The sequence below is a fragment of the Actinomadura sp. KC06 genome (assembly GCF_004348735.1).
Lineage (GTDB): Bacteria > Actinomycetota > Actinomycetes > Streptosporangiales > Streptosporangiaceae > Spirillospora.
Genome location: NZ_SMKT01000004.1, coordinates 22,011 through 45,464 on the forward strand (window position 1 = coordinate 22,011; position 23,454 = coordinate 45,464).

General features: G+C 70.2%; 31 protein-coding genes. 7 read left to right on the plus strand and 24 right to left on the minus strand.

Features of this window, described 5'->3' with window-relative positions; translation table 11 throughout:
- Window positions 1-51: 51 nt before the first annotated feature.
- The gene (locus tag E1287_RS02430; RefSeq protein ID WP_131963117.1) at window positions 52-1,008 is read right to left on the minus strand and encodes a DUF389 domain-containing protein; all 957 of its coding nucleotides are present in this window, start codon (window positions 1,006-1,008) and stop codon (window positions 52-54) included.
- Window positions 1,009-1,115: 107 nt separating this feature from the next.
- Here E1287_RS02430 and E1287_RS02435 point away from each other — a divergent pair, with 107 nt between their 5' ends.
- Together E1287_RS02435 and E1287_RS02440 are read left to right on the plus strand one after the other, a co-directional pair.
- The gene (locus tag E1287_RS02435) at window positions 1,116-1,793 is read left to right on the plus strand and encodes an HNH endonuclease family protein (protein WP_131963119.1); all 678 of its coding nucleotides are present in this window, start codon (window positions 1,116-1,118) and stop codon (window positions 1,791-1,793) included.
- A 24-nt stretch (window positions 1,794-1,817) separates the two neighbouring features.
- Window positions 1,818-2,126, plus strand: a complete 309-nt coding sequence (locus E1287_RS02440; protein WP_131963121.1) for a hypothetical protein — start codon at window positions 1,818-1,820, stop codon at window positions 2,124-2,126.
- Here the strand turns inward: E1287_RS02440 and glmM are convergent.
- From glmM to rplM, 3 genes are all read right to left on the minus strand, one after another.
- Window positions 2,123-3,466, minus strand: coding sequence for a phosphoglucosamine mutase (gene glmM / locus E1287_RS02445; RefSeq protein WP_131963123.1), 1,344 nt, complete (start codon window positions 3,464-3,466; stop codon window positions 2,123-2,125). The genes E1287_RS02440 and glmM overlap by 4 nt on opposite strands.
- 309 nt (window positions 3,467-3,775) lie before the next feature.
- On the minus strand, window positions 3,776-4,279 hold the full coding sequence (rpsI, locus tag E1287_RS02450) for a 30S ribosomal protein S9 (protein WP_131963125.1): 504 nt from the start codon (window positions 4,277-4,279) through the stop codon (window positions 3,776-3,778).
- Window positions 4,280-4,379: 100 nt separating this feature from the next.
- Window positions 4,380-4,832 carry a 50S ribosomal protein L13 gene (rplM, locus tag E1287_RS02455; protein WP_131963127.1) on the minus strand — a complete coding sequence of 151 codons (453 nt, stop codon included), beginning with the start codon at window positions 4,830-4,832 and terminating at the stop codon, window positions 4,380-4,382.
- Between the two features lie 787 nt (window positions 4,833-5,619).
- Between rplM and E1287_RS46210 the strand changes: the two genes are divergently transcribed.
- The 3 genes from E1287_RS46210 (at window position 5,620) to E1287_RS46215 (ending at window position 9,320) form a co-directional block, all read left to right on the plus strand.
- Entirely contained in the window at window positions 5,620-6,366 is a 747-nt protein-coding gene (locus E1287_RS46210) for a CAP domain-containing protein (protein ID WP_279502892.1), read from the plus strand.
- Window positions 6,367-6,473: 107 nt separating this feature from the next.
- Window positions 6,474-7,622, plus strand: a complete 1,149-nt coding sequence (locus E1287_RS43495) for a hypothetical protein (protein ID WP_165968855.1) — start codon at window positions 6,474-6,476, stop codon at window positions 7,620-7,622.
- Window positions 7,623-7,646: 24 nt separating this feature from the next.
- Window positions 7,647-9,320 (plus strand): hypothetical protein, encoded by a 1,674-nt coding sequence (locus E1287_RS46215; protein ID WP_131963129.1) that lies wholly within the window; start codon window positions 7,647-7,649, stop codon window positions 9,318-9,320.
- Between the two features lie 31 nt (window positions 9,321-9,351).
- On the opposite strand, the gene truA is transcribed toward E1287_RS46215, so the two are convergent.
- From truA to infA, 8 genes are all read right to left on the minus strand, one after another.
- Window positions 9,352-10,263 carry a tRNA pseudouridine(38-40) synthase TruA gene (truA, locus tag E1287_RS02475; protein WP_207933976.1) on the minus strand — a complete coding sequence of 304 codons (912 nt, stop codon included), beginning with the start codon at window positions 10,261-10,263 and terminating at the stop codon, window positions 9,352-9,354.
- A 270-nt stretch (window positions 10,264-10,533) separates the two neighbouring features.
- Window positions 10,534-11,088: a 50S ribosomal protein L17 gene (gene rplQ / locus E1287_RS02480; protein ID WP_131963131.1), complete on the minus strand. Its 555-nt coding sequence runs from the start codon at window positions 11,086-11,088 to the stop codon at window positions 10,534-10,536.
- A gap of 95 nt (window positions 11,089-11,183) precedes the next feature.
- Window positions 11,184-12,197 carry a DNA-directed RNA polymerase subunit alpha gene (locus tag E1287_RS02485; protein ID WP_131963133.1) on the minus strand — a complete coding sequence of 338 codons (1,014 nt, stop codon included), beginning with the start codon at window positions 12,195-12,197 and terminating at the stop codon, window positions 11,184-11,186.
- A 112-nt stretch (window positions 12,198-12,309) separates the two neighbouring features.
- Window positions 12,310-12,936, minus strand: coding sequence for a 30S ribosomal protein S4 (rpsD, locus tag E1287_RS02490; RefSeq protein WP_131963135.1), 627 nt, complete (start codon window positions 12,934-12,936; stop codon window positions 12,310-12,312).
- A 20-nt stretch (window positions 12,937-12,956) separates the two neighbouring features.
- Complete coding sequence (rpsK, locus tag E1287_RS02495; RefSeq protein ID WP_021596710.1) at window positions 12,957-13,358, minus strand: 30S ribosomal protein S11; 402 nt, start codon at window positions 13,356-13,358, stop codon at window positions 12,957-12,959.
- A 48-nt stretch (window positions 13,359-13,406) separates the two neighbouring features.
- On the minus strand, window positions 13,407-13,787 hold the full coding sequence (rpsM, locus tag E1287_RS02500) for a 30S ribosomal protein S13 (protein WP_131963137.1): 381 nt from the start codon (window positions 13,785-13,787) through the stop codon (window positions 13,407-13,409).
- Window positions 13,788-13,986: 199 nt separating this feature from the next.
- Entirely contained in the window at window positions 13,987-14,100 is a 114-nt protein-coding gene (gene rpmJ, locus E1287_RS02505) for a 50S ribosomal protein L36 (protein ID WP_131963138.1), read from the minus strand.
- A 66-nt stretch (window positions 14,101-14,166) separates the two neighbouring features.
- Entirely contained in the window at window positions 14,167-14,388 is a 222-nt protein-coding gene (infA, locus tag E1287_RS02510) for a translation initiation factor IF-1 (protein ID WP_018657567.1), read from the minus strand.
- Between the two features lie 266 nt (window positions 14,389-14,654).
- Between infA and E1287_RS02515 the strand changes: the two genes are divergently transcribed.
- Window positions 14,655-15,212: a hypothetical protein gene (locus E1287_RS02515; RefSeq protein WP_131963139.1), complete on the plus strand. Its 558-nt coding sequence runs from the start codon at window positions 14,655-14,657 to the stop codon at window positions 15,210-15,212.
- 238 nt (window positions 15,213-15,450) lie between these two features.
- Entirely contained in the window at window positions 15,451-16,266 is an 816-nt protein-coding gene (locus tag E1287_RS02520; RefSeq protein WP_131963140.1) for a phosphodiesterase, read from the plus strand.
- Window positions 16,267-16,282: 16 nt separating this feature from the next.
- Here E1287_RS02520 and E1287_RS02525 read toward each other — a convergent pair whose 3' ends face one another.
- The 12 genes from E1287_RS02525 to rplE all read right to left on the minus strand — a co-directional run bounded on the left by E1287_RS02525 (window position 16,283) and on the right by rplE (window position 23,454).
- Window positions 16,283-16,732, minus strand: a complete 450-nt coding sequence (locus tag E1287_RS02525) for a DUF1707 domain-containing protein (RefSeq protein ID WP_131963141.1) — start codon at window positions 16,730-16,732, stop codon at window positions 16,283-16,285.
- Between the two features lie 14 nt (window positions 16,733-16,746).
- Window positions 16,747-17,583 carry a type I methionyl aminopeptidase gene (map, locus tag E1287_RS02530; protein WP_131963142.1) on the minus strand — a complete coding sequence of 279 codons (837 nt, stop codon included), beginning with the start codon at window positions 17,581-17,583 and terminating at the stop codon, window positions 16,747-16,749.
- A 59-nt stretch (window positions 17,584-17,642) separates the two neighbouring features.
- Complete coding sequence (locus E1287_RS02535; RefSeq protein WP_131963144.1) at window positions 17,643-18,293, minus strand: adenylate kinase; 651 nt, start codon at window positions 18,291-18,293, stop codon at window positions 17,643-17,645.
- Window positions 18,294-19,589, minus strand: a complete 1,296-nt coding sequence (secY, locus tag E1287_RS02540) for a preprotein translocase subunit SecY (protein WP_131963237.1) — start codon at window positions 19,587-19,589, stop codon at window positions 18,294-18,296.
- Window positions 19,590-19,816: 227 nt separating this feature from the next.
- Entirely contained in the window at window positions 19,817-20,308 is a 492-nt protein-coding gene (gene rplO / locus E1287_RS02550; protein WP_131963148.1) for a 50S ribosomal protein L15, read from the minus strand.
- A gap of 1 nt (window position 20,309) precedes the next feature.
- Window positions 20,310-20,492, minus strand: a complete 183-nt coding sequence (gene rpmD, locus E1287_RS02555) for a 50S ribosomal protein L30 (protein ID WP_131963150.1) — start codon at window positions 20,490-20,492, stop codon at window positions 20,310-20,312.
- Window positions 20,489-21,112, minus strand: a complete 624-nt coding sequence (gene rpsE / locus E1287_RS02560; protein WP_121434531.1) for a 30S ribosomal protein S5 — start codon at window positions 21,110-21,112, stop codon at window positions 20,489-20,491. The genes rpmD and rpsE overlap by 4 nt, the downstream gene beginning before the upstream one ends.
- A gap of 76 nt (window positions 21,113-21,188) precedes the next feature.
- On the minus strand, window positions 21,189-21,575 hold the full coding sequence (gene rplR / locus E1287_RS02565; RefSeq protein ID WP_131963152.1) for a 50S ribosomal protein L18: 387 nt from the start codon (window positions 21,573-21,575) through the stop codon (window positions 21,189-21,191).
- Between the two features lie 2 nt (window positions 21,576-21,577).
- On the minus strand, window positions 21,578-22,114 hold the full coding sequence (rplF, locus tag E1287_RS02570) for a 50S ribosomal protein L6 (RefSeq protein ID WP_131963154.1): 537 nt from the start codon (window positions 22,112-22,114) through the stop codon (window positions 21,578-21,580).
- 15 nt (window positions 22,115-22,129) lie between these two features.
- Window positions 22,130-22,528: a 30S ribosomal protein S8 gene (gene rpsH / locus E1287_RS02575; protein WP_067454634.1), complete on the minus strand. Its 399-nt coding sequence runs from the start codon at window positions 22,526-22,528 to the stop codon at window positions 22,130-22,132.
- A gap of 145 nt (window positions 22,529-22,673) precedes the next feature.
- Window positions 22,674-22,859 carry a type Z 30S ribosomal protein S14 gene (locus E1287_RS02580; RefSeq protein WP_131963156.1) on the minus strand — a complete coding sequence of 62 codons (186 nt, stop codon included), beginning with the start codon at window positions 22,857-22,859 and terminating at the stop codon, window positions 22,674-22,676.
- A gap of 4 nt (window positions 22,860-22,863) precedes the next feature.
- Complete coding sequence (gene rplE, locus E1287_RS02585) at window positions 22,864-23,454, minus strand: 50S ribosomal protein L5 (protein WP_131963158.1); 591 nt, start codon at window positions 23,452-23,454, stop codon at window positions 22,864-22,866.

Genomic DNA, 23,454 nt, shown 5'->3' on the forward strand with positions numbered 1-23,454 from the left:
TCAGCCTAAAGAGCGATGTGCCTCAGCCTTTCGGCCAGATTCCGGATCGACCTAAGTTCGCCTGCGGGCGACCCTTCTGTCCTGCCCGCGCAGGACGGCCGCCCACAGCACCCGCTGGACGAGCAGCGTCAGCGTGCCCGCGATGATCATGCCGGCGAAGTTGACGGCGAGCTGCTGCACCGACCCGGTGATCTCGCTGCCGTGCCGCAGCGCCATCGCGACCGCGAGGTTCCCGGCGGCGGGCACGGTGGTGACGGAGATGAACACCCCGACCAGCGCCGACGACTTGCCCGCCGTGAGCGACAGCACGCCGGCGGCCCCGGCGAGCAGCGCGACGATGAACGACCAGCGGTCCGGGCTGTAGATGAACGCGGTGAGCGGGCGCTCGTCGGGCAGCCGGTCCAGCTCGATCACGCCGATCCACCGGCTGACCAGCGCGCACAGATAGGTGATCACGATCGCGACGGCGAACCCGACGGCCAGCGCCCGGACCGCGTCCACGATCCGCCGGGGCTGGAGCCGGAGGAGCCCGTAGCAGATCGCCGCGACGGCGCCGAACTCCGGCCCGAGCACCATCGCGCCGACGACCAGGACCGGTGAGTCGATCAGCGCCGCGATCCCGGCCAGCTGCGTGGCGAGCGCGAGGAACGCGACGAACGACCAGGTGAGGGCCGTCCCCTCGCTGACTTGCTGGTCGAGCTCCTCCCAGACGACTGCGTCGTCGCCGTGGCCGGGGGCACGTTCCATCGCCTCGTCGGCCTTGTCGGAGAGCGTCAGGTCGACCTTGTCGAGCGCGATGGACCCGTCCCGGTCGACGTCGAGGCGGCGCAGCGCGTCCAGGATCTCGTTGGCGGACTCGCGGGCGATGTCGCTGGTCACCAGGTCGCCGCGCGGAGAGCGGGCGGCACCCGGGAGGACGACGACGTTGGTGGCTCCGGGGCAGTCCGCGAGCGCCTCGCAGACCGCGTCGGTCCGGTCGGACGGGACGATCGCTCTGAGATGAAGCACAGGCACATGCTGCCTTACTCGGCGCGCGGACGTGACCACGAGGCCGAGCCCTACGCTTTGATCGTCCGATATGGGTAAAAGCTAGGAAAAACCAGGACGGTGAGGCCATGACCCGGGCGGCCGGACGGACGGCGCTGGCATGCGTCGCGCTCACCGTCCCGCTGGCGACGGCGGCCTGCGACGCCGACGTCGGCCTCTCGGAGACCGGCTCGCCGCCGCCGAACGGCGAAGCGCCCGCGCCGGGCGACCAGGCGCGGGCCCGCCGGGACCTGTCCGGGCTGCGGATCGCGTCCGAGCGCGACGGCGGCGGCTACGAGCGCGACAGGTTCGGCACGCGCTGGAAGGACGTCGACCGCAACGGCTGCGACCAGCGCAACGACGTCCTCGCCCGCGACCTGACGGCGGTCGAGAAGAGGGGCCGGTGCGTGGTCCTGTCCGGCCGCCTCCGCGACCCCTACACCGGCAAGGAGATCGCCTTCGCCAAGCGGGACGCCGCCGAGGTGCAGATCGACCACGTCTACCCGCTCGCGCTCGCCTGGCGGATGGGCGCGTCCCGCTGGACCGAGGACCGGCGGGAGCGGTTCGCCAACGACCACGGCAACCTGCTGGCCGTGTGGGGCGTGCCCAACCAGCAGAAAAGCGACTCCGGCCCCGGCGAATGGAAGCCGCGGAAGGCGTTCCAGTGCACCTACGGCGTCAAATACATCGCCGTCGCGAAGAAGTACGCACTCCCCATAACCCGCGCCGACCACGACGCCCTCCAGACCTTCCTCGGAAGGTGCTAGCCCGGCGGCTCCTATGCTCGTCGCATGAGCAGCGAATCCCACGATGAGAAGGCACCCGCGGACGAGCGGCCCCGCGTCCGGACGGAACGCGGTGTGGGCGCGCGTGCGACGGGCGCGGAGGTCACCGGCGCCTCCCTGACCGGCCTCACGCTGCGCCCCGGCAACGGCCTCGGCGCGCTCGCGCTCGGGTCGATGGCGGTCGGCGCGCTGGCGGTCGGCGCGGTCGCGATCGGGAAACTCGTCGTCAAGCGCGCCGTCGTCGGCCACCTGGAGGCCGGGACCGTCGAGATCAAGCACCTGAAGGTCGGCCGGCTGGAGATCGACGAAGGCTAGCCCAGGGCGGTCTTCACGACGCCCGCCAGATGCTCGGCGACCGTCTGCGCCTGCGTCTCCGACGCCGCCTCGACCATCACGCGGACCATCGGCTCGGTGCCGCTCGGCCGGATCAGCACGCGTCCGGTGTCGCCGAGGTCGGCCTCGGCGGCGGACACGGCCGCGGCGAGCTCGGGCGACGTCTTCGCGCGGTTCTTGTCGACGTCCTTGACGTTGATGAGCACCTGCGGCAGCCGCGTCATCACCTTCGTCAGCTCGTCCAGCGGGCGGCCGCGGCGGATCATCGCGGCGAGCAGGTGCAGGCCGGTCAGGACCCCGTCGCCGGTCGTCGCGTGATCCAGCATGATCACATGGCCGGACTGCTCGCCGCCGAAGCCGAACCCGCCCTCCTTCATCGCCTCCAGGACGTACCGGTCGCCGACCGCCGTCTCCACCACGTTGATCCCGGCGTCGCGCATCGCGAGCTTGAACCCGAGGTTCGACATCACGGTCGCGACGACGGTGTCGGCGGCCAGCGCGCCCGCCTCCCGCAGGTCCAGCGCCAGGATCGCCATGATCTGGTCGCCGTCCACGATCTCGCCGGACGCGGTCACGGCCAGGCAGCGGTCGGCGTCGCCGTCGTTGGCGATGCCCGCGTCCGCGCCGTGCTCCCGGACGGCGTGCTGCAGCGCCTCCAGATGCGTGGAACCGCAGCCCGAGTTGATGTTCAGGCCGTCCGGCGCCGTCCCGATCGTGATCACCTCGGCGCCGGCGCGGCGCAGGGCCTCGGGCGCCACGTCGCTGGACGCGCCGTTCGCGCAGTCGACCACGACGCGCAGGCCGTCCAGCGACACCGGGACGGTCGACAGCAGGTGCGCGACGTACTGCTCGACCGCGCCGTGCGCCTCCCGGACGCGCCCGACCCCGGCGCCGGTCGGCGGGTCCCACACCTCGCCGAGCCGCGCCTCGATGCGGTCCTCGAGCTCGTCGGGAAGCTTGTGGCCGCTGCGGTCGAAGAACTTGATCCCGTTGTCGGGGGCCGGGTTGTGCGACGCCGACAGCATCACGCCGAGGTCGGCGTCGAGCTGGTGCGTCAGGTGCGCCACCGCGGGCGTCGGCAGGACGCCGAGGCGCAGCACGTCCACCCCGGAGCTCGCGAGGCCCGCCACCACGGCCGCCTCCAGGAACTCGCCGGACGCCCGCGGATCGCGCCCGACCACCGCCAGCGGCCGGTGCCCCTTGAACGCGCCCTGCTCGCCCAGCACCCGCGCCGCCGCGACGGACAGGTCCATGACGAGCGGCGCGGTCAGATCGCGGTTGGCGAGCCCACGCACACCATCAGTCCCGAACAAACGACCCACAGCTTCACTCCCGATAAAGACGAAAGACCGCGCGGACGGGATCTGGGGGTTCACACCCCTGCCCGCTCCGCGCGGTCAAATCTAGTGGCCACCGCCCCTACGAACCCCCAACAACCGGCGTAGACCGTCCACGACCTGGGCACCCCTTGGACGGACCTCAGCCGGGGCACGGGTCGTGCGGCCGTAGGCGCCCAGCGCCGGAGGTCGCACGACCCGCCGGTCGGGAGGCCGTTTCGCGAGACGCGCCAGCGGCTCGGGAAACGGCCTCCCGACCGTGACGGGGGTTCCAGGGGGTCGCCCCCCTGGGAATTAGCGCTTGCTGTACTGCGGGGCCTTGCGGGCCTTCTTGAGACCGGCCTTCTTGCGCTCCGGCACCCGCGCGTCGCGGGTGAGGAAGCCGGCCTTCTTCAGCGCCGGGCGGTGCTCGATGTTGCCGAACTGCAGCGCGCGGGAGATGCCGAGGCGCAGCGCGCCGGCCTGCCCGGTGGTGCCGCCGCCGTTCACGCGCGCGAGCACGTCGAACTGGCCCTCCAGGCCCAGCAGCACGAACGGCTCGTTCACGATCTGCTGGTGGACCTTGTTCGGGAAGTACTGGTCCAGGGTGCGGCCGTTGATCTTCCACTGGCCGCTGCCGGGGACGATGCGGACCCGCGCGATGGCCTGCTTGCGGCGGCCGGTGCCGGCCGCGGGGCCCGTCGCGATGGGCTGGCCGAGAAGGCCCTCGCCCGCGGTCTCGGGGGTCTCGGTGCTGTACTCGGACGGCGCGTCCTCGTACGACTCGGCCTCGACGGCCGGTTCGGTGGTCTCGTCCACGGTTCTCCTTGGGGTGTTCTAGCCAGGGCGGCTGGCCCGTCTCACGGGTGCCCCGGCGGCCGCTGTTCCGGGTGCGCACGCGCGTCGGCGTGCGCGGGCGTCACTTCTTGATCTGGCTGATCTGGGTGATCTCGAACGGCACCGGCTTCTGCGCCTGGTGCGGGTGGTCCGGCCCGGCGTAGACCTTCACCTTGCCGAACATCTTCCGGCCGAGGGAGTTCTTGGGCAGCATGCCCTTGATCGCCTTCTCGACGGCCCGCTCGGGGTGCTTGGCCAGCAGGTCGGCGTAGGTCACCGAGCGGAGGCCGCCCGGGTAGCCGGAGTGCCGGTAGGCGCGCTTCTGCTCCAGCTTGTTGCCGGACAGCGCCACCTTCTCGGCGTTCACGATGACGACGAAGTCACCGGTGTCGAGGTGCGGCGCGAAGATCGGCTTGTGCTTACCCCGGAGCAGCTGCGCGACCTGACTGGCGAGACGGCCAAGCACGACATCGGTCGCGTCGATGACGTACCACTGACGCTGGACGTCAGCGGGCTTAGGGGTGTACGTGCGCACGGTCGTAGGCCTTCGTTTCTCGTCGACTTACAGGCGGTTTCGATCCTCGCCCGCCCTCACGGGGCGGGCGCCGTCAGCGGAATCCTGCTCGCGCCGATCAGAGGATCGTCCGACCTGGCGCTCCGGGATGCCGGGGCCCGGACCGGCGCCCGCGTCGCCTGACGCGAACACTCCTGGGGCACACCGACACGTCGTCGCGTCGTCTACTGCCCGCCGTCGGCGGGCACGACGCACACAACAAACAGGCAGGATACTCGGCCGCGCGCCCAAGGGTCAAAACGGCCCGCGCCTGGGGCCCTCGTGGCCGTTCCGCGGTCCGCCCGATCGGCCCGGAATGGAACGGTCAGCGGCGGACGAGTTACACCTAGTAGTTGTATTGATCTTTTTTGGGCGATCTTCGTAACAGGGGGTGAATACCGGGATATTGTGCCGGGCGACCGGTCCACGCCGGCATACGCCGGCCCGCACCCGGGAGCCCCCGCTGTCCACTCCCCGCAGACCAGGTGATCCCGCCGGACGCCGCCAGCCCGGGTACATCGGGCAGCCCGGCGCCGCGTCCCCTGACGCCTCCCGCCGCCGCACCTCCCCTTACGGTGACGAACTCGTCGCCAGTGGCCCCCGGCGCGACGCGCCCCGGCCGAGCCCGCCGTCCGGACGCCGCGCGCCGCACGACGACCACCGGCGGCCGCAGGGCGGCCGGCACTCTCAGAACGCCGGACGTCCGCCCCAGGGCGACGGTCGTCGACCCCAAGTCAAGGGGCGCGGGCGGGCGCGGCGCAGCATCGTTGTGGCCGTCACCGCGTCCAGCCTCGCCATCGGCGTCGGCGTCGCGATCGACCGGCTCCTGCTGCCGGAGCTGCGCTCGGAGCCGACCACCTCGGCCGGGCCCGAGGCGCGGACGCCCGACATCGTCGAGCCCGGGCCGCAGAGCGACCCGTCGACCGGGTCCGGGCCAGGGACGGGCGCCGCGGGCGGCGGCAAGGCACCCGCGGGCGGCGGCGCTCCGGCGCCGAACGCGGACGTGCCGACGCCGCCGCTGAAGACGATGCGCGCGCCCGGCGGCGCGGCGGGCAAGCCGTCCGGGCCCGGCACGCCGCCCGAGACGGGCAGGGCACCGGGCGACGGCGCGCGCTCGCCCGGCGGATCGGGCGGGTCGTCCGGCGCGGAGGCGGCCGTGGTGTCGCTCACCAACGCCGAGCGCGCCAAGGCGGGCTGCGAGCCGCTGCACGTCGACCAGCGGCTCGTCACCGCGGCCCGCCGGCACTCCGCCGACATGGCGGCCAACGGCTACTTCGACCACACCTCGCGCAACGGCGACAGCCCGTGGAAGCGGATGGAGGACGCCGGCTACCCCAGCCCCGGCGCGGAGAACATCGCGAAGGGCTACTCGACCGCCGCGGCCGTGATGAAGGGATGGATGGACAGCCCGGGACACCGCGCCAACATCCTCAACTGCGACCTGCGCGCCATCGGCGTCGGCAAGGCCTCAGGACCCGGCGGCCCGCTGTGGACACAGGACTTCGGCTGGAAATGATCATGACCCTGACCTTCGCGAAATCACCGGCGTCCGGTTCGCCCCCATGTCATGGTGGGTGTCGCGAAGGTCCAGAGCCCTGAACGAGGAACGGTAAGGTCCAAGCCATGGGTTATCCGGGCGATCAAGGCAAGCCCGGCGGCTGGCCCCCTCATCAGCAGCCGCCGCACGCGCCGTACGGACCCGGAGCCGAAGCGCCGCCGTACGGCCACGACAACGACGAAGCCCCCTTCGCGCCACGCGAGGAGGGGCCAGGTGCGATGCCGTTCGGCAACGAGCCTTTCGGTAGCGAATCCTTCGGCAACCAGTCCTCCGGCAATGAGCCGTACGGGAACGAGCCGTTCGGCGGCGAGCCGTACGGCGGGGCGGCGGATCAGACCGTCGCGTGGGCCGACGAGCCCGCCGCCGGGAACGCGCCTCCCTCCTTCCCGCCGGACCAGTCCTACGGGGCCTACGAAGGCGTGCCGCCAGGGCCTCCAGGGCCGTCCGGCGGTGATCCCTCCCGTGGCGGGCCGAACCCGCCCGAGCGGCGCCGCGGCCTGCCGCTCGTCATCGGCGGCGCGGCGGTCGCCGGGCTCCTGCTGATCGGCGGCGGCGTCGCGCTGTCGTCGGCACTGAAGGACGACTCCGAGCCGGCGTCGCCGAAGGCCGCCGAGTCCAAGCAACCGCAGGGCACCCCGAGCCCGCCGCAGCCCGTCCTGGCGCCGGTGAAGCTGCAGAGCCGCACGACCGACCCGAAGCCGCTGACGCTCAAGGAGGTCTTCGGCAACGGGAAGTTCAAGGCGGGCAAGTACCGGTACGTCCGGACGGCCGTGGCCTCGACGAAGAACTGCACCGGCGTCGCGGGCGGCGCCAAGCTGGACAGGGTCCTCAAGAAGGGCGGCTGCACGCAGGCGCTACGGGCTACGTACGCGCTCACCACCGGCTCCCTCATCGGCACCGTCGGTGTGTTCAACCTCGAGAACCAGGCCGCGGCCGAGCAGGCCGTCAAGGCCGCCGCCGCCAAGGACGCCTTCCTGCTGGCGCTGCCCGGCAAGGGCGTCTCCAAGACCAACGGCAAGGGCGAGGCGCTCGGCACCTCCCAGGCGCGCGGACACTACCTGGTGATGACGTGGGTGCAGCGGCCGGACGGCAAGAAAATCGCGAGCAAGTACCATGCGGCCGTCCGTGTCTTCGGTACGCAGATGGTGAAGGGCAGCAACCTGGCCCTCGCCCTGCACTACAGAGAAACCGAAGGCAAACCCCTCCAAAAGTGACCCGTTTGAATACCCTCTCTGCCTATGTCTGGACCTAGAGACACCCGGGAGTCCGCCGAGCCGGCGGGGACGTCCGACGTCCTCGCCGACCCGGTGCCGCCCAGCTTCGGCGGCGCGGTGCCCCCGGCCGCCGGGCCGCCCCCCGCCGACGCGGCTCCCGCCGACGCGCCCTCCGCCGAAACGCCCTCCGCCGACGCCTCGATCGCGGAGGAGGCGCCGCACGCCTCCATCAGGCCGCCCGCGTTCGGCCTTGAGGCTCCCTGGTGGGCCGCCGAGTCCTCCGACGCGGCCCCGCCCGCCGAGGCCGAGGACACGCCTCCCGAAGACGCCCCCGCCGCAGAGGGCGGACGACCCGCACAAGAAGCACCGGCGGACGAGCCCGAGCCCGAGGAGATCGTCTTCGGCGCGGTGCCCGCCGCGCCCGCCGAGGACCGTCCGGCCGGGATTGAGACCACCGACCTCCCGCCCGGGAGGCTCGTCGCCGGAGTCGGCGTCCCCAGCGTCGACTCCCGCCGCGCCGTGCCCGCCGCGCCGATCGTGAAGCGTCCGCCCGCCGGCGGCGACACCGATCCCGACGGCTTCCCGCCCGTCCGTCCAGCGGACGATGCCGCACCGGAGGAGACCGCTGTGGACGCTCCCGTGGAACAGCGACCCGCCCAGGAAACCGTCACGGCGCCGCTCGCGCCGCCCGAGGCAGACCCCGCGTTCGAGAAGGCCAAGGAGGCCGAGAACGCGTCGTCCGCGTCGCTGGCGCCGGTTCTCGTGCCGGACGCGATCCTGCCGCCCGGCGTCGAGCCGCCCACCGGCAGCGGACCGTTCCCGCAGACCGAGGCCCCCGGGAACGCCGGGAACGCCGCGAACACCGGTAACGCCGCGGCGACCGCCGAGCAGCCACCGGTGATCACGCCGATCTACCACGCCGAGGGCGGCGCCCCGATCGACACACCGCCGCCGCCCGGACGTCCCCCGCATCGCGGCGCGGGCGGCGGCAGCAGGCGCAGGCCGCTGCTGATCGGCGGGGTCGCGGCGGCCGTCCTCGCCGCCACCGCCGCCCTGTTCGTCATCGGCGGGCCGGGCTCCAGCGGCGACGAGGGCAAGGGCGGCCAGGCCGTCGAGTCCCCCGCCGCGACGTCCACGCCGGCGGGCACCCCGCCGGGCACCGCCGTCCCGTCCACGCCCGTGGACATCACGAACGAGAAGAGCGACACCAAGGACCTGGCGTTCCGCGACGTGTTCCCCACCGAGGTCATCAAGCTCGGCGGACGGACCTTCACCCGCGAGCGCTGGTCCCTGAACCGCGAGCCGTCGTACGCGGCCAGGGGCGCGATGCTCAAGGCGCTGGAGCGCGAGCAGTGCCGCAAGATCGTCCGCGCGACGTACATCGACCGGAAGAGCTCGCTCGCCGTCACGTCCGGAATCGCGGTGATGCCGACGAAGGAGGCCGCGCTCGCGATCAGCAAGGCCGGGAACCCCGCCAAGTACGAGTGGTTCCGCGGCATGGGCGGCAAGAACGCCCCGGACCTGGACCGCGCCGGCGGATACGCCGCCACGACCGTCCGCGGCCGGTACGTCGCCTACGCCTACGTTCAGTGGGCGAACGGCAAGAAGGCCGAGCCCGGCGACCAGACGATCAGGCAGGCCGCCCAGCAGTTCCTGGACTACGACCTGCGCCCGATCATCGCCCGCGCCGGAAGCTGACCCACGCCATAGACGGCCGCCGCACCGTGCGCTAGGAGGTTTCCCTCTCGGACGAGGGGCCGGAGCCTTCTCCGGTCGCCGCGGCCTCCGCCGCTGCGGCTTCCGCGGCCGCGGCGGCGTTGAGCGTCCGGACGCGGCGCGTCTCCTGGGCGCGCTTGGCCATGCTGTCGTCCTCCGGGTAGCGGATCTCCTCCAGCGACAGCCCGTGCGCGGGTGCCACGTTCACACCGGAGTCGCGGACGCGTGCCGCGAGCACCTCGGCCGGCCATTCCACCTCGCGCCGCCCGTCCCCGACCATCAGCAGCGCCCCGACCAGCGCGCGGACCATCGAATGGCAGAACGCGTCGGCCTCCACGGTCGCGAGCGCCAGGTGCGGGTCGCGGTCGTCGCGGGCCCACTCGTAGCGCAGCAGCTCCCGGATGGTCGTCGCACCCTCCCGCCTTCGGCAGTAGGCGGCAAAGTCCTGCTCGCCCAGCAGCCGCCGCGCGGCATCATTCATGCGGGCCAGGTTCAGCGGACGCGGATGCCAGAGCACGTCGTGGCGGCGCAGCGGCTCCACCCCGACGGGGTTGTCGCACACCCGGTACACGTAGCGGCGGGACAGGGCGGAGAACCGCGCGTCGAACCCCTCCGGGGCGATGGACACGCGCCACACCCGCACGTCCGGCGGCAGCAGCCCGGCGAGCCGCCGCGGCATCGTCCCGTTGATCGCCGAGTACGCGGCGACCGGCACCACCAGGTGGGCCACCTGGCCCCGGGCGTGGACGCCGGCGTCCGTCCGGCCGGCGACGGTGAGCATGGGCGGCGGGTCCAGGCGCAGCATGCGGGCCAGCGCGTCCTCGATGACGCCCTGGACGGTCCGCTGGTTCGGCTGCCTCGCCCAGCCCGCGAAGTCCGACCCGTCATAGGAGATATCGAGCCGGAGTCGTACCAAAGCGGTCATGTCAGCTGAGCTGTCCTTCTCTGTCACTCCCCGTCCGTTCTCCCGATGAGCCGCCCCGCCCTACGGGAACCCCCCTGACACGCTCCCCTGCGAATGCTCGCCCGCCTGCCATGACCATGCGATCAAGTCTGGCAAAGAAGAGGGCCCGCCGTCCTGTACCGGACGGCGGACCCAAACCATCATGTCGGCCTAGACCATTAATGGATTAGCCAAGGGGTCAGATCACCCCCATATGCACGGGGTGCGAGACCGACGGTCTGCAGCCAGAGGCTACTCGTCCTTCTTCGCTTCGGCGTCGGCGCCGGTGTCGTCGCCCTCGGTCTCCTCGGCGTCGGTGTCCTCGGCCTTGGTGTCCTCGGCCTTGCTGAGGGTCACCTCGTCCTCGGCGGGAAGGTCGACGTCCTCGCTCGCCTTCGCGGGCGCGGCCTTGGTGGTGGACGCGGCCTTGGCGGTCGAGACCGACGGCATCTGCTCCTGCACCAGCTCGATCACGGCCATCGGCGCGTTGTCGCCCTTGCGGGGGCCGATCTTCGTGATGCGGGTGTAGCCGCCGGGGCGGTTCTCGAAGCGCGGCGCGATCTCGGTGAAGAGCTCGTGCACGACGCCCTTGTCGCGGATCGTCCGGGCCACCAGGCGCCTGTTGTGCAGGTCGCCCTTCTTGGCCTTGGTGATCAGCTTCTCGGCCAGCGGACGCACCCGCCGGGCCTTGGCCTCGGTGGTGGTGATGCGGCCGTGCTCGAACAGCGCCGTCGCCAGGTTCGCCAGGATGAGGCGCTGGTGAGCGGGGCTGCCGCCGAAGCGGGCGCCCTTGGTGGGCTTGGGCATTGTGCTTCCTTCCTGCACCGGCCGTGTCAGGTACCGGTGTCAGCTGGTCCCGGGACGGCCGGGGAACGCGCCCCCGGCCGTCCGGGATCTGGTTTCTAGTACTGCTCGGTCTCGGCGTAGCTCTGGTCGTCGTCGCTGTAGCTGTCGGCCGCCGCGCTCGGGTCGAACCCGGGCGGGGAGTCCTTCAGCGACAGGCCCATGTCGTTGAGCTTCTGCTTGACCTCTTCGATCGACTTGGCGCCGAAGTTCCTTATGTCGAGCAGGTCCTGCTCGGAGCGGGCGACGAGTTCGCCCACCGAGTGGATGCCCTCGCGCTTCAGGCAGTTGTAGGAGCGGACGGTGAGGTTCAGCTCCTCGATCGGCAGGGCCAGGTCGGCGGCGAGCGCCGCGTCCGTCGGGGACGGGCCCATGTCGATGCCCTCGGCCTCGACGTTGAGCTCCCGGGCCAGCCCGAACAGCTCGACGAGGGTCTTGCCGGCGGACGCGACCGCGTCGCGCGGCAGCATCGCCTGCTTGGTCTCCACGTCCAGGATGAGGCGGTCGAAGTCGGTGCGCTGCTCGACGCGGGTCGCCTCGACCTTGTAGGTGACCTTCAGCACGGGCGAGTAGATGGAGTCGATCGGGATCCGGCCGATCTCCTGGCCCGGCTGCTTGTTCTGCGCGGCGGAGACATAGCCGCGGCCGCGCTCGACCGTCAGCTCCATCTCCAGCTTGGCCTTGTTGTTCAGCGTGGCGATGTGCAGGTCGGGGTTGTGCACCTCGACGCCCGCGGGCGGCGCGATGTCGGCCGCGGTGACCTCGCCCGGGCCCTGCTTGCGCAGGTACATGACCACCGGCTCGTCGTGCTCGGACGAGACGACGAGCTCCTTGAGGTTCAGGATGATGTCGGTGACGTCCTCCTTCACCCCCGGAACGGTGGAGAACTCGTGGAGGACGCCCTCGATGCGGATGCTGGTGACGGCCGCACCGGGGATCGAGGAGAGCAGGGTGCGACGCAGCGAGTTGCCGATCGTGTAGCCGAAGCCCGGCTCCAGCGGCTCGATGGTGAACCGCGACCGGTACTCGTCGACCTGCTCTTCGGTGAGAGTCGGACGCTGAGCGATGAGCATGGTGGTGCCTTCTTTCCGCGGTGCCCGCTATTTGACTACCGCGACTGTGAGTGTTCCCCGATTCGCCGGGATCCCACGGATGACACCGCGGAATCCCGGCGGAGCCGAGTCTCTACTTCGAGTAGTACTCGACGATGAGCTGCTCCTGGATGGGAGCGTCGATCTGCTGCCGGACCGGCATCGAGTGCACGAGGACCCGCATCTTCTCGCCGTCCACCCCGAGCCACGCCGGGACGGGACGGTCGCCGACCTCGGCCTTGGCGACCTGGAACGGGACCATCTCCAGCGACTTCGGCTTGACGTCGACGATGTCGGCCTCGGTCACCAGCGCCGACGGGATGTTGACCTTCTTGCCGTTGACCCTGATGTGGCCGTGGCGGATGAGCTGGCGGGCCATGTCGCGGGACTTGGCGAAGCCCGCGCGGTAGACCACGTTGTCGAGGCGGCGCTCCAGGAGGGCGAGCATGTTCTCGCCCGTCTTGCCCTGCTGGCGGTTCGCCTCGACGTAGTAGTTGTGGAACTGCCGCTCCAGCACGCCGTAGATGCGCCGCGCCTTCTGCTTCTCGCGAAGCTGCAGCAGGTACTCGGTCTCCTTCGGCCGGCCGCGTCCGTGCTCACCCGGCGGGTAGGGACGGATCTCGATCGGGCACTTGGGGCCCTCGCACTTGCTGCCCTTGAGGAACAGCTTCATCTTCTCGCGGCGGCAGAGCTTGCAGTCCGCACCGGTGTAACGAGCCATTGTCTTAGATCTCCCCTGCCTCAGACCCGGCGACGCTTGGGCGGGCGGCAGCCGTTGTGCGGAACGGGCGTGACGTCCTGGATCGAGCCCACCTCGAGGCCGGTCGCCTGCAGCGACCGGATGGCGGTCTCGCGGCCCGAGCCCGGGCCCTTCACGAAGACGTCGACCTTGCGCATCCCGTGCTCCATCGCGCGCCGGGCGGCGGCCTCGGCGGCCTGCTGCGCGGCGAACGGCGTGGACTTGCGGGAGCCCTTGAAGCCGACGTGGCCGGACGAGGCCCAGGAGATCACGTTGCCGTTGGGGTCGGTGATCGAGACGATCGTGTTGTTGAACGTGCTCTTGATGTGGGCGTGCCCGTGAGCGACGTTCTTCTTTTCCTTGCGGCGCACCTTCTTCGCGCCGACACGGCTTTTAGGAGGCATCTGCTCTCTCTACTCTTGAGGTCATCGATCCGGAGGACCGACTCCGGACTACTTCTTGCCGGCCTTCTTCTTGCCGGCCACGGTCTTCTTCTTGCCCTTGCGGGTGCGCGCGTTGGTCTGCGTGCGCTGACCGTGCACGGGAAGCCCGCGGCGGTGCCGGACGCCCTGGTAGCACCCGATCTCGATCTTGCGGCGAATGTCCGCCTGGACCTCGCGGCGAAGATCACCCTCGATCTTGTAGTTCGCCTCGATCCAGTCGCGGAGCTTCACCATCTCGTCGTCGCCGAGCTGGTGCACCCGCATGTCGCCGCTGATCTCGGTGCCCGCGAGGGTTTCGAGCGCGCGCGTCCGGCCGATGCCGAAGATGTAGGTGAGAGCGACCTCCAGGCGCTTTTCGCGCGGGAGGTCGACGCCGAGGAGGCGTGCCATGTGGGCAGTTCCCTTTCGTTGCGCGGAGGTATGGACGCATCGCGTCCGCGAACACCCTGCCCGGGTGGCGGCCCCGGCCTCCGACGATCCGGGGGTGGTCCTCACACGGCGGTGCCGCACGAACCGATCTTTCGACGGTCGTACGGCTGCCCGTGTGAAGGTTGCGATGCGCTAGCTGTTGTGCCGCGCCCGGCCTGTGTCAGCCCTGGCGCTGCTTGTGGCGCGGGTCAGAGCAGATGACCATGACCCGGCCGTGCCGCCGGATGATCCGGCAGTTCTTGCAGATCTTCTTGACGCTCGGCTTGACCTTCACTGGGTCTCCTAGAGATCAGGGTCACCCCCGCGCCGCCACGCACGGGGAAGGCAACCCCAGTGGGATTCACTTGTAGCGGTAGACGATCCGACCGCGCGTGAGGTCGTAGGGGCTCAACTCCACAACGACGCGGTCGTCCGGCAGGATCCGGATGTAGTGCATCCGCATCTTGCCGCTGATGTGGGCGAGCACCTTGTGCCCGTTGTCGAGCTCCACCCGGAACATGGCGTTCGGGAGGGACTCGATGACGGTGCCCTCGATCTCGATGGCCCCTTCTTTCTTGGGCATGTCCTCCGCGCTTCACTGATCGGCTCATTGGACTCGGCCCGGCTCCCGGAGGAGAATCGACCGCAATCCACAATCCACACCGCGACGCGGGAGGCGTCAGGAAGGGGAATCAGACGGTCGGCGACGGACCGACTAAGGAGTCTACGTCAACCGGCCGTCCAATGCGAAATCAGCGCATGACACGGGTCCGGAGACTCCTCCCGACCCAAGCATACATCGCGTGCGCGTTGTACCTTTCAGGAGAGATACGTTCGAGGAGGATCAGCATGCCGAGCTATGACTTCGCGCTGATCCTGAGCCGTCCCCTCTACGAGGACGAGCTGGACCCGCTGTTCGGCCGCACCCACGGCGCCGTCACGGTGTCGATCATCAGCGAGCCGCAGCACGCCGACCGTCCGGGCAACGCGTCCTGCTCCTGGCCGGGCGCCACCCTCGCCGCGGCGATCATGGAGGTGGTGGAGCACGTCGAGGCCAGCGCGCCCGGCGTGCACGTCCTGCAGGTCGAGGCCGACCCGCTGCTGACGATCCGCGACATCGCCGAACGGGTCGGACGCTCCCTCGACTCGGTCCGGCACGCCATCACCGGCTCCCGCGGCGCGGCCGGCTTCCCCTCGTCGGAGATGTCGACGGCCGGGCACCGGCTGTGGCGCTGGTCCAAGGTGGCCGCCTACTACGGGCTGGACGACCCGCAGCTCGTGGAGGCGAAGCCGACCGTCCAGGCGATCAACGGCTGGCTCGCGCTCCGCGACGTCGTCCCCGACGTGGCGCCCGCCGCCGAAGAGGTCACCTCCGCCCTCTCCCTGGTGATCCCGCACGTCGCATAGGCCGCACTTCCGGGCATACGCCGCGTTTCCGAGCCCAACAAGCACGAAATGCCCGCGTCGCGTTCGCCCAGGGTCGGGGCCGCGTGCCTCTGCGTGACAGCGCCGGGAACCGGCCGGGCGGCAGGTGGCGCCCCGAGTCGACAGTGCGGGGCGGCGGGGGCGAAGATCGTCCCGGTGCCGTGCCGGTGGCGCCTGAACCGAAGGTCCGTGATGTGCTTGGGCAAGGGGGAGACGATCGATGGCGATCATCGCGCAGCTGAGCGATATCCACCTGGCGGCCGGACGGGACGGCGAGGTGGACGACGGCTCGGGACCGGTGCGCGCGCTGCGGGCGGCGGTGTCGAGCCTGCTCTCGCTGCCGGCCAGGCCGGACGCCGTCGTCATCACCGGCGACCTCGCCGACGGCGGTAAACACGCCGAGTACGCCCGGCTCCACGCGCTGCTGTCGCCGCTGCCGATGGCCGTCTACCCCATGTGCGGCAACCACGACGATCGCGACGAGATGCGGAAGGTGTTCGACGACCACCATGAGGTGACGGGCACGGGGACCGTCCCGCAGGCGCCCGTGCAGTACGCCGTGAACGTGGCCGGCGTGCGGCTCGTCTGCTGCGACACCACCGTGGACGGCCACGCCCACGGGCACATGAGCGAAGAGCGGCTCGCCTGGCTCGACGGCACGCTCGGCGCCGCGCCCGACACCCCGACGGTCATCGCCACGCACCATCCGCCGTTCCCGATCGGGATGCGGTTCATCGACGACCTGCGGTTCGTCGACCCGGCCGGGTTCGCGTCGGTGATCGCCCGGCACCCGCAGGTGGTGCGGGTGATCTCCGGGCACGTCCACCGCGCGTCGGTCGGGTCGCTGGCGGGGACCGTCAGCACCACGTGCCCGAGCACCTACCGGCAGCTGTTCCTGGACCTCACGTCGCAGGGCCGCGCGGCCGTCACCGGGGAGCCCGCCGGGTTCGCCATCCACCTCATCGGGACGGACGGCTCGGCGACCACCCACTTCGCGCCGACCGGGAACTACCGGCCGCTCATGGACGTGGAGTGACCGCTGGACGAGGGCGTCAGCCGTCGCGGTGGCGGCCGAGGACGGTGCGGAGGAACAGGAGCGCGCCCCACGGGCCCGCCACCCAGATCCACCACGGGTAGACCGCCCCAGATCCCTGCACCGTCAGGATCAGCCAGATGACGAAGTTGATCCCGCCGACGACCGCCCAGGCGCCCCACATCGCCCGTATGCGCTGGAGTTCCAGGTCGCTCGACGACCGGCGCACGGCCGGCGAGGCGGTGCTCTTCGGCTGCGCCGCCGGGACGGGGAGCTGGTAGAGATCCTCCTCCGGCAGGTCGGAGGTGACCTCCTGGAGCTGCCCGAGGGTCTTCGCCGCGTACACGGCCTCAAGCCGCTCCTGCAACTCGTCCACGGTGATCCGGCCTTCGGCGCAGTGCTCCCGCAGGCTCTCGGCCACCCGGTCGCGATCGGCGTCCGAGGCCCGGAGGTCTGGGTTCGGCGCCATGATTCCTCCGCTCGTCAGGACGAGGTCTCGGTTTCATTCTGGACGACGCCGAGCCTGCCGAGCCATTCCTCGCCCTCGTCCAGCGCCGTCAGGACGCGCGGGCCGTCCGGCGTGACCGCGAACGTGTGCTCGAAGTGCGCCGACGCGCGGCCGTCGACGGTGACGACCGTCCAGCCGTCGTCCAGCTCCACGGTGTCCTTGGCGCCGAGGTTCACCATCGGCTCGACCGCGAAGCACATCCCGGGCTCCAGGACGGGTCCGTGCCCGGGCGGCCCGTGGTTCGGGATGAGCGGGTCCATGTGCATCTCGGTGCCGATGCCGTGCCCGCCGTAGCCCTCGACGATGCCGTAGGCGCCCTGAGAGCGGATGTGAGACTCGATCGCGTGCGACATGTCGGTGAGCCTGGCCCCGGCCTTCCCGGCCGCGAGACCGTGCCACAGGGACGCCTCGGTCACCTCCAGGAGCCGCCGGCGCTCCGCGGTGATCTCCCCGACGGGGACGGTGATCGCCGCGTCGCCGTGCCAGCCGTCCACGATCGCGCCGCAGTCGATGGAGACGATGTCGCCGTCCGCGAGCACCTTCCCGGGCCGCGGGATGCCGTGCACGATCTCCTCGTTGACGGACGCGCAGATCGTCCCGGTGAAGCCGTGGTAGCCCTTGAACGACGGGACGCCGCCGTTGTCGCGGATGTGCCGCTCGGCGAGCTCGTCAAGGTCGAGGGTGGTGATCCCCGGCCGCACGGCGTCGCGGAGCAGCTCCAGCGTGCGGCCGACCAGGAGCCCGGCCGCGCGCATCAGCTCGATCTGCTCCGCGGTCTTCAGCTGGATCTCGAGCCTGCGCCGTTTGAACATCTCTCCCCCTGCAGGGCCCGCCACTTCTCATCGGCCCTGGCACCGCTCTGGCAGGCCCGTCACTTCTCCAAGGGGCGCAGCGCTGTCAGGGCGCGCTTGGTGACCTCTTCGACCGGGCCCGTCGCGTCGATGCCGACGAGGATGTTCTCGTCGGCGTAGAACTGCACGAGCGGGGCCGTGTCGTGCTTGTAGACCTCCAGGCGGTGCATGACCACCTGTTCCTTGTCGTCGTCGCGCTGGAAGAGGTGGCCGCCGCAGTCGTCGCAGATGTCGTCCTGCTTGTCGTCGAAGTCGACGTGCCAGATCCGCCCGCACCGGTCGCAGGTCCGGCGGCCCGAAAGCCGCCGGACGACCTCGTCCTCGTCGACGACCAGCTCGAGCACGATGTCGAGCCTGGCGTCCCACTCGGCGAGGATCTTCTTCAGCGTCTCCGCCTGCGGGACGTTGCGCGGGAACCCGTCCAGCAGGAACCCGTCGCGGGCGTCGTCCTCGGCGAGCCGGTCGCGCACCATCGCGATCGTGACCTCGTCGGGCACCAGGTCGCCGCGGTCCATGTACTGCTTGGCCTGCCGGCCGAGCTCCGTACCGCCGCTCACGTTGGCGCGGAAGATGTCACCTGTCGAGATCTTCGGGATGGACAGATGCGATGCGATGAACTGGGCCTGCGTCCCCTTGCCCGCACCCGGGGGGCCCACCAGGACGATACGCATCTACCGAAGGAAGCCCTCGTAGTTGCGTTGCTGGAGCTGACTCTCGATCTGCTTCACGGTATCCAGTCCGACGCCGACGATGATGAGGATGCTCGCGCCGCCGAAGGGGAACTCCTGGGTCGCGTTCAGGAGTGCGAACGCCACCATGGGGATCAGTGACACGAGCCCCAGGTAAAGCGCACCGGGTGTGGTGATCCGGGTCAGCACGAAGTCGAGGTACTCGGCGGTCGGCCGACCAGGACGGATACCTGGGATGAATCCACCATACTTCTTCATGTTGTCGGCCACTTCAGTGGGGTTGAACGTGATCGCCACGTAGAAGTAGGTGAAGAAGATGATGAAGACGAAGAAGATCCCCATGTGCCATGGGTTGTCCTGCTGCAGGTAGGGCTGTACCTTCTGCAACCACTTCGTGTCGGGCCACAGCTGGGTCGCGAGGACCGGCAGGTAGAGCAGCGACGACGCGAAGATGATCGGGATGATGCCGGCCTGGTTCACCTTGAGCGGGATGTAGGTGGACGTCCCGCCGTACATGCGGCGGCCGACCATGCGCTTGGCGTACTGGACGGGGATGCGCCGCTGGGCCTGCTCGACGAACACCACGCCCGCCATGATCGCGAGGCCGACGAGCAGCACCACCGCGAAGACGAAGCCGTTCTTGGCCTTGTAGATGCTCCAGAACTGGGCCGGGAAGACCGCGACGACCTGGGTGAAGATCAGCAGTGACATGCCGTTGCCGACGCCGCGGTCGGTGATCAGCTCGCCCAGCCACATGATGACCGACGTGCCCGCGACCATGCAGATCACCATCGTGATGATCGGGAAGACGCCCGTCTCGTACAGGATGTCGCCGCTCCCGGAGATGCCCTGGAACAGCTGCCCGGTGCTCGCCATCGCGACGATTCCGGTGGCCTGCAGGATCGCCAGCCCGACCGTCAGGTAACGGGTGTACTGGGTGATCTTCGTCGTGCCGGCCTGGCCCTCCTTCTTGAGGGCCTCCAGCCGCGGGATCACCACCGTCAGCAACTGCAGGATGATGCTCGCCGTGATGTACGGCATGATGCCCAGCGCGAAGATCGACAACTTCAGCAGCGCGCCGCCGCTGAACAGGTCGACGAGGCCGTAGAGGTTGTTGCTCTCCTTGGCCGCGTCGGCGGTCTCCTTCAGCACCTTCACGTTCACGTTCGGCGTCGGGATGATCGACCCCAGCCGGAACACCAAGATGATGAACAACGTGAACAAAAGCTTTTTACGCAGGTCAGGCGTACGGAAAGCCCGAGCGAAAGCGGTCAGCACCATTCCTCCTGCGTGACTGGCGAATTCATGGCCGCCGAGGGGCCGGTTACAGGTCCATGACGTCGGGCGGAGAATACCGGGTGAGAGGCGGGAGTGTGCAATCTCACGCGGAACGCCGCCGGTGTGACTCTAACAGCAGAAGCGACCGGGGCCGTCCCACCAGTCCCGGCGGCCTTGCGGCCCCGGGCGCTTGGCGAGAGCGGCCCCGGCATCTGACGTGGTCCTTCTTACAGCTCGTCGGCGGTTCCACCGGCCGCGGCGATCTTTTCCTTCGCGGTGCCGGAGAAGGCGTGCGCCTTCACCTGAACCGCGACGGAGATCTCGCCGGTGCCGAGGACCTTGACCGGACGGCCGCGGCGCACCGCGCCCCTGGCCGCCAGATCGTCCGCCGTGACCTCGCCGCCCTCGGGGTAGAGCGCGGCGAGCTTGTCCAGGTTCACGACCTGGAACTCGACCCGGTTCGGGTTCTTGAAGCCCTTGAGCTTCGGCACCCGGCGGATCAGCGGCATCTGGCCGCCCTCGAAACCGACCGGCACGGTGCCGCGGGCCTTGGTGCCCTTGGTGCCGCGGCCCGCGGTCTTGCCCTTGGACGCCTCGCCGCGGCCCTTGCGGACCTTGCGGCGGTTCGAACCCGGGGCCGGACGCAGATCGTGCACCTGCAGCGGAGTGCCCGCGGCGGTGTCCTCGGCCTCGGGGGCGTCCTTGGAGAGATCAGCCATCTCAGTCGACCTCCTCGACGGTGACCAGGTGCGCCACCGTCCGGATCATGCCGAGCACCTCGGGGCGGTCCTCGCGGACCACGCTCTGCCCGATCTTCTTCAGGCCGAGGGTGCGCAGCGTCTCACGCTGGTTCTGCTTCTCGCTGATCACCGACTTGGTCTGCGTGATCTTCAACTGGGTCATGAGGTCGCGGCCTCCGCCCTGGGCTCGCTGCCCGCGGCGCGGGCCCGCAGCATCGCCGCGGGGGCGACGTCCTCGATCGGCAGGCCGCGCTTGGCCGCGATCTCCTCGGGACGCTTCAGTGCCTTCAGACCCGCGATCGTGGCGTGCACGATGTTGATCGCGTTGTCGCTGCCCAGCGACTTGCTCAGCACGTCGTGGATGCCGGCGCACTCCAGCACCGCGCGCACCGGGCCGCCCGCGATCACGCCGGTGCCGGGGCTCGCCGGACGCAGCAGGACCTCGCCCGCCGCGTCCCGCGCCTGCACCAGGTGCGGGATGGTGCCCTGGATCCGCGGGACCTTGAAGAAGTGCTTCTTGGCCTCCTCGACGCCCTTGGCGATCGCCGCGGGCACCTCCTTGGCCTTGCCGTAGCCGACGCCGACGGTGCCGTTGCCGTCACCGACGATCACCAGGGCGGTGAAGCTGAAGCGACGCCCGCCCTTGACGACCTTGGCGACGCGGTTGATCGCCACGACCTTCTCGATGTACGACTGGCCCTTGTCGGCGCCACCGCGGCGGTCGTCGCGGCGATCGCGACGGTCGCCACCCTGACCGCCGCCACGCCTCTGCGCTGCCATCAGTGGTTCCTCTCGTTCACAAGGGGTGCGAGCGAAGCTCGTCCTTTGTAGGTGGTGGGTGGGGGCTGGAGGACGGTCGTCACAGCTGGAGGCCCCCCTCGCGCGCACCGTCCGCGACTGCGGCGATGCGGCCGTGGTACTTGTTGCCGCCCCGGTCGAAGACGACCGCGGCGACGCCGGCCTGCTTGGCCCGCGCGGCGACGAGCTCGCCGACCTTGCGGGACTTGGCGGTCTTGTCGCCGGAGTCGGCGCGCAGGTCCGCCTCCATGGTGGACGCGCTGGCCAGCGTGTGGCCCTTGTCGTCGTCGATGACCTGGACGAACACGTGCCGGCTGGAGCGGGTCACGACCAGGCGAGGACGCTCGGCGGTGCCGAGGACCTTCTTGCGGACCCGGATGTGCCGGCGCCTGCGGGCCTTGGCCCGCGCCGACGTGGCCTTGCCGGCCAGGGTCTTGGTGCCTGCCATGACTACTTACCAGCCTTTCCGACCTTGCGGCGGATCTGCTCGCCCTCGTACCGCACGCCCTTGCCCTTGTACGGGTCGGGCTTGCGCAGCTTGCGGATGTTGGCGGCGACCTCGCCGACCTTCTGCTTGTCGATGCCCTCGACGACCAGCTGGGTCGGACGCTCCACCGTGAAGCTGATGCCCTCGGGCGGCTCGACGGTGATCGGGTGGCTGTATCCGAGCGAGAACTCCAGGTTCTTGCCCTTCGCCACCACGCGGTACCCGACGCCCTGGATGACCAGGGTCTTCTTGTAGCCGTCGGTCACCCCGACGACCATGTTGTTGATCAGCGTCCGGGTGAGCCCGTGCAGGCCGCGCACCTTGTTGACGTCGTTCGGCCGGGAGACGACGATCTTGCCGTCCTCCTGCTTGACCTCGATGGGCTCGGCGACCGTGTGCGACAGCGTGCCCTTCGGCCCCTTGACGGTGACCTCCCGGCCGTCGAGCTTGACCTCGACGTTGCCGGGCACGGCGATGGGGCTACGTCCGATTCGAGACATTGGTCAGAACCCCCCTCACCACACGTAGGCGAGGACTTCGCCGCCCACGCCGCGCTTGCCCGCCTGCCGGTCGGTCATCAGGCCGGAGGACGTCGAGATGATCGCGACGCCCAGCCCGCCGAGGACCTTGGGCAGGTTGTCCTTCTTCGCGTACACGCGCAGACCCGGCTTCGAGACGCGCTTGATGCCGGCGATCGAACGCTCCCGGGTCGGCCCGAACTTGAGCTCGATGTTGAGCTTCTTGCCGACCTCGGCGTCCTCCACGCTCCAGCCCGAGATGTAGCCCTCCTGCTGGAGGATCTCGGCGATGTGCGCCTTGATCTTCGAGTACGGCATCGCCACCTGGTCGTGGTACGCCGAATTCGCGTTCCGCAGACGCGTCAGCATGTCTGCGATCGGGTCGGTCATCGTCATGGCCTACTGGCCCTCCCTCGCCACGGTTTCCTTGGACTGATGCGCCCGTGGACCTTTGGCGCGGTCGTGGGCGTCCTCGCGGACGCCCGGTCGGTCATTATCAGGCCGGTTTCCCGCCCGTCCCGGGGCGCGCCCCGGGACGCGGTCACCAGCTGGACTTCGTGATGCCGGGCAGCTCGCCGCGGTGGGCCATCTCCCGGAAGCAGACGCGGCACAGGCCGAACTTCCGGTAGACGGAGCGCGGACGCCCGCAGCGCGAGCATCGAGTGTACGCGCGGACGCCGAACTTCGGCTTCCGCGCCGCCTTGGCGATCATCGACTTCTTCGCCATGTGCTCAGTTCTCCTTGAACGGGAAACCGAGGAGCCTCAGCAGCGCCCGGCCCTCGTCGTCGGTCTTCGCGGTCGTCACGACCGTGATGTCCATGCCGCGCTGCCGGTCGACCTTGTCGGGGTCGACCTCGTGGAACATGACCTGCTCGGTCAGCCCGAACGTGTAGTTGCCGTTGCCGTCGAACTGCCTCGGCGACAGGCCGCGGAAGTCGCGGATGCGGGGCAGCGCCGTCGCGAGCAGCCGGTCCAGGAACTCCCACATGCGGTCGCCGCGCAGCGTGGCGTGCGCGCCGATCGGCATGCCCTCGCGCAGCTTGAACTGCGCGATGGACTTGCGGGCCCGGTTCACGGCCGGCTTCTGGCCGGTGATCAGCGCCAGGTCGCGGATCGCGCCCTCGATCAGCTTGGCGTCCTTGGCCGCGTCGCCGACCCCCATGTTCACCACGATCTTGGTGAGGGTGGGGATCTGCATGACGTTCTCGTAGCCGAACTGCTCCCGCATCTGCCCCGCGATCTCCTCGCGGTAGCGGACCTTGAGCCGCGGCGGCGGGACGGGACGCGCGTCGGTCTGCGTCTCGGTGACGGTGTCGGTCAT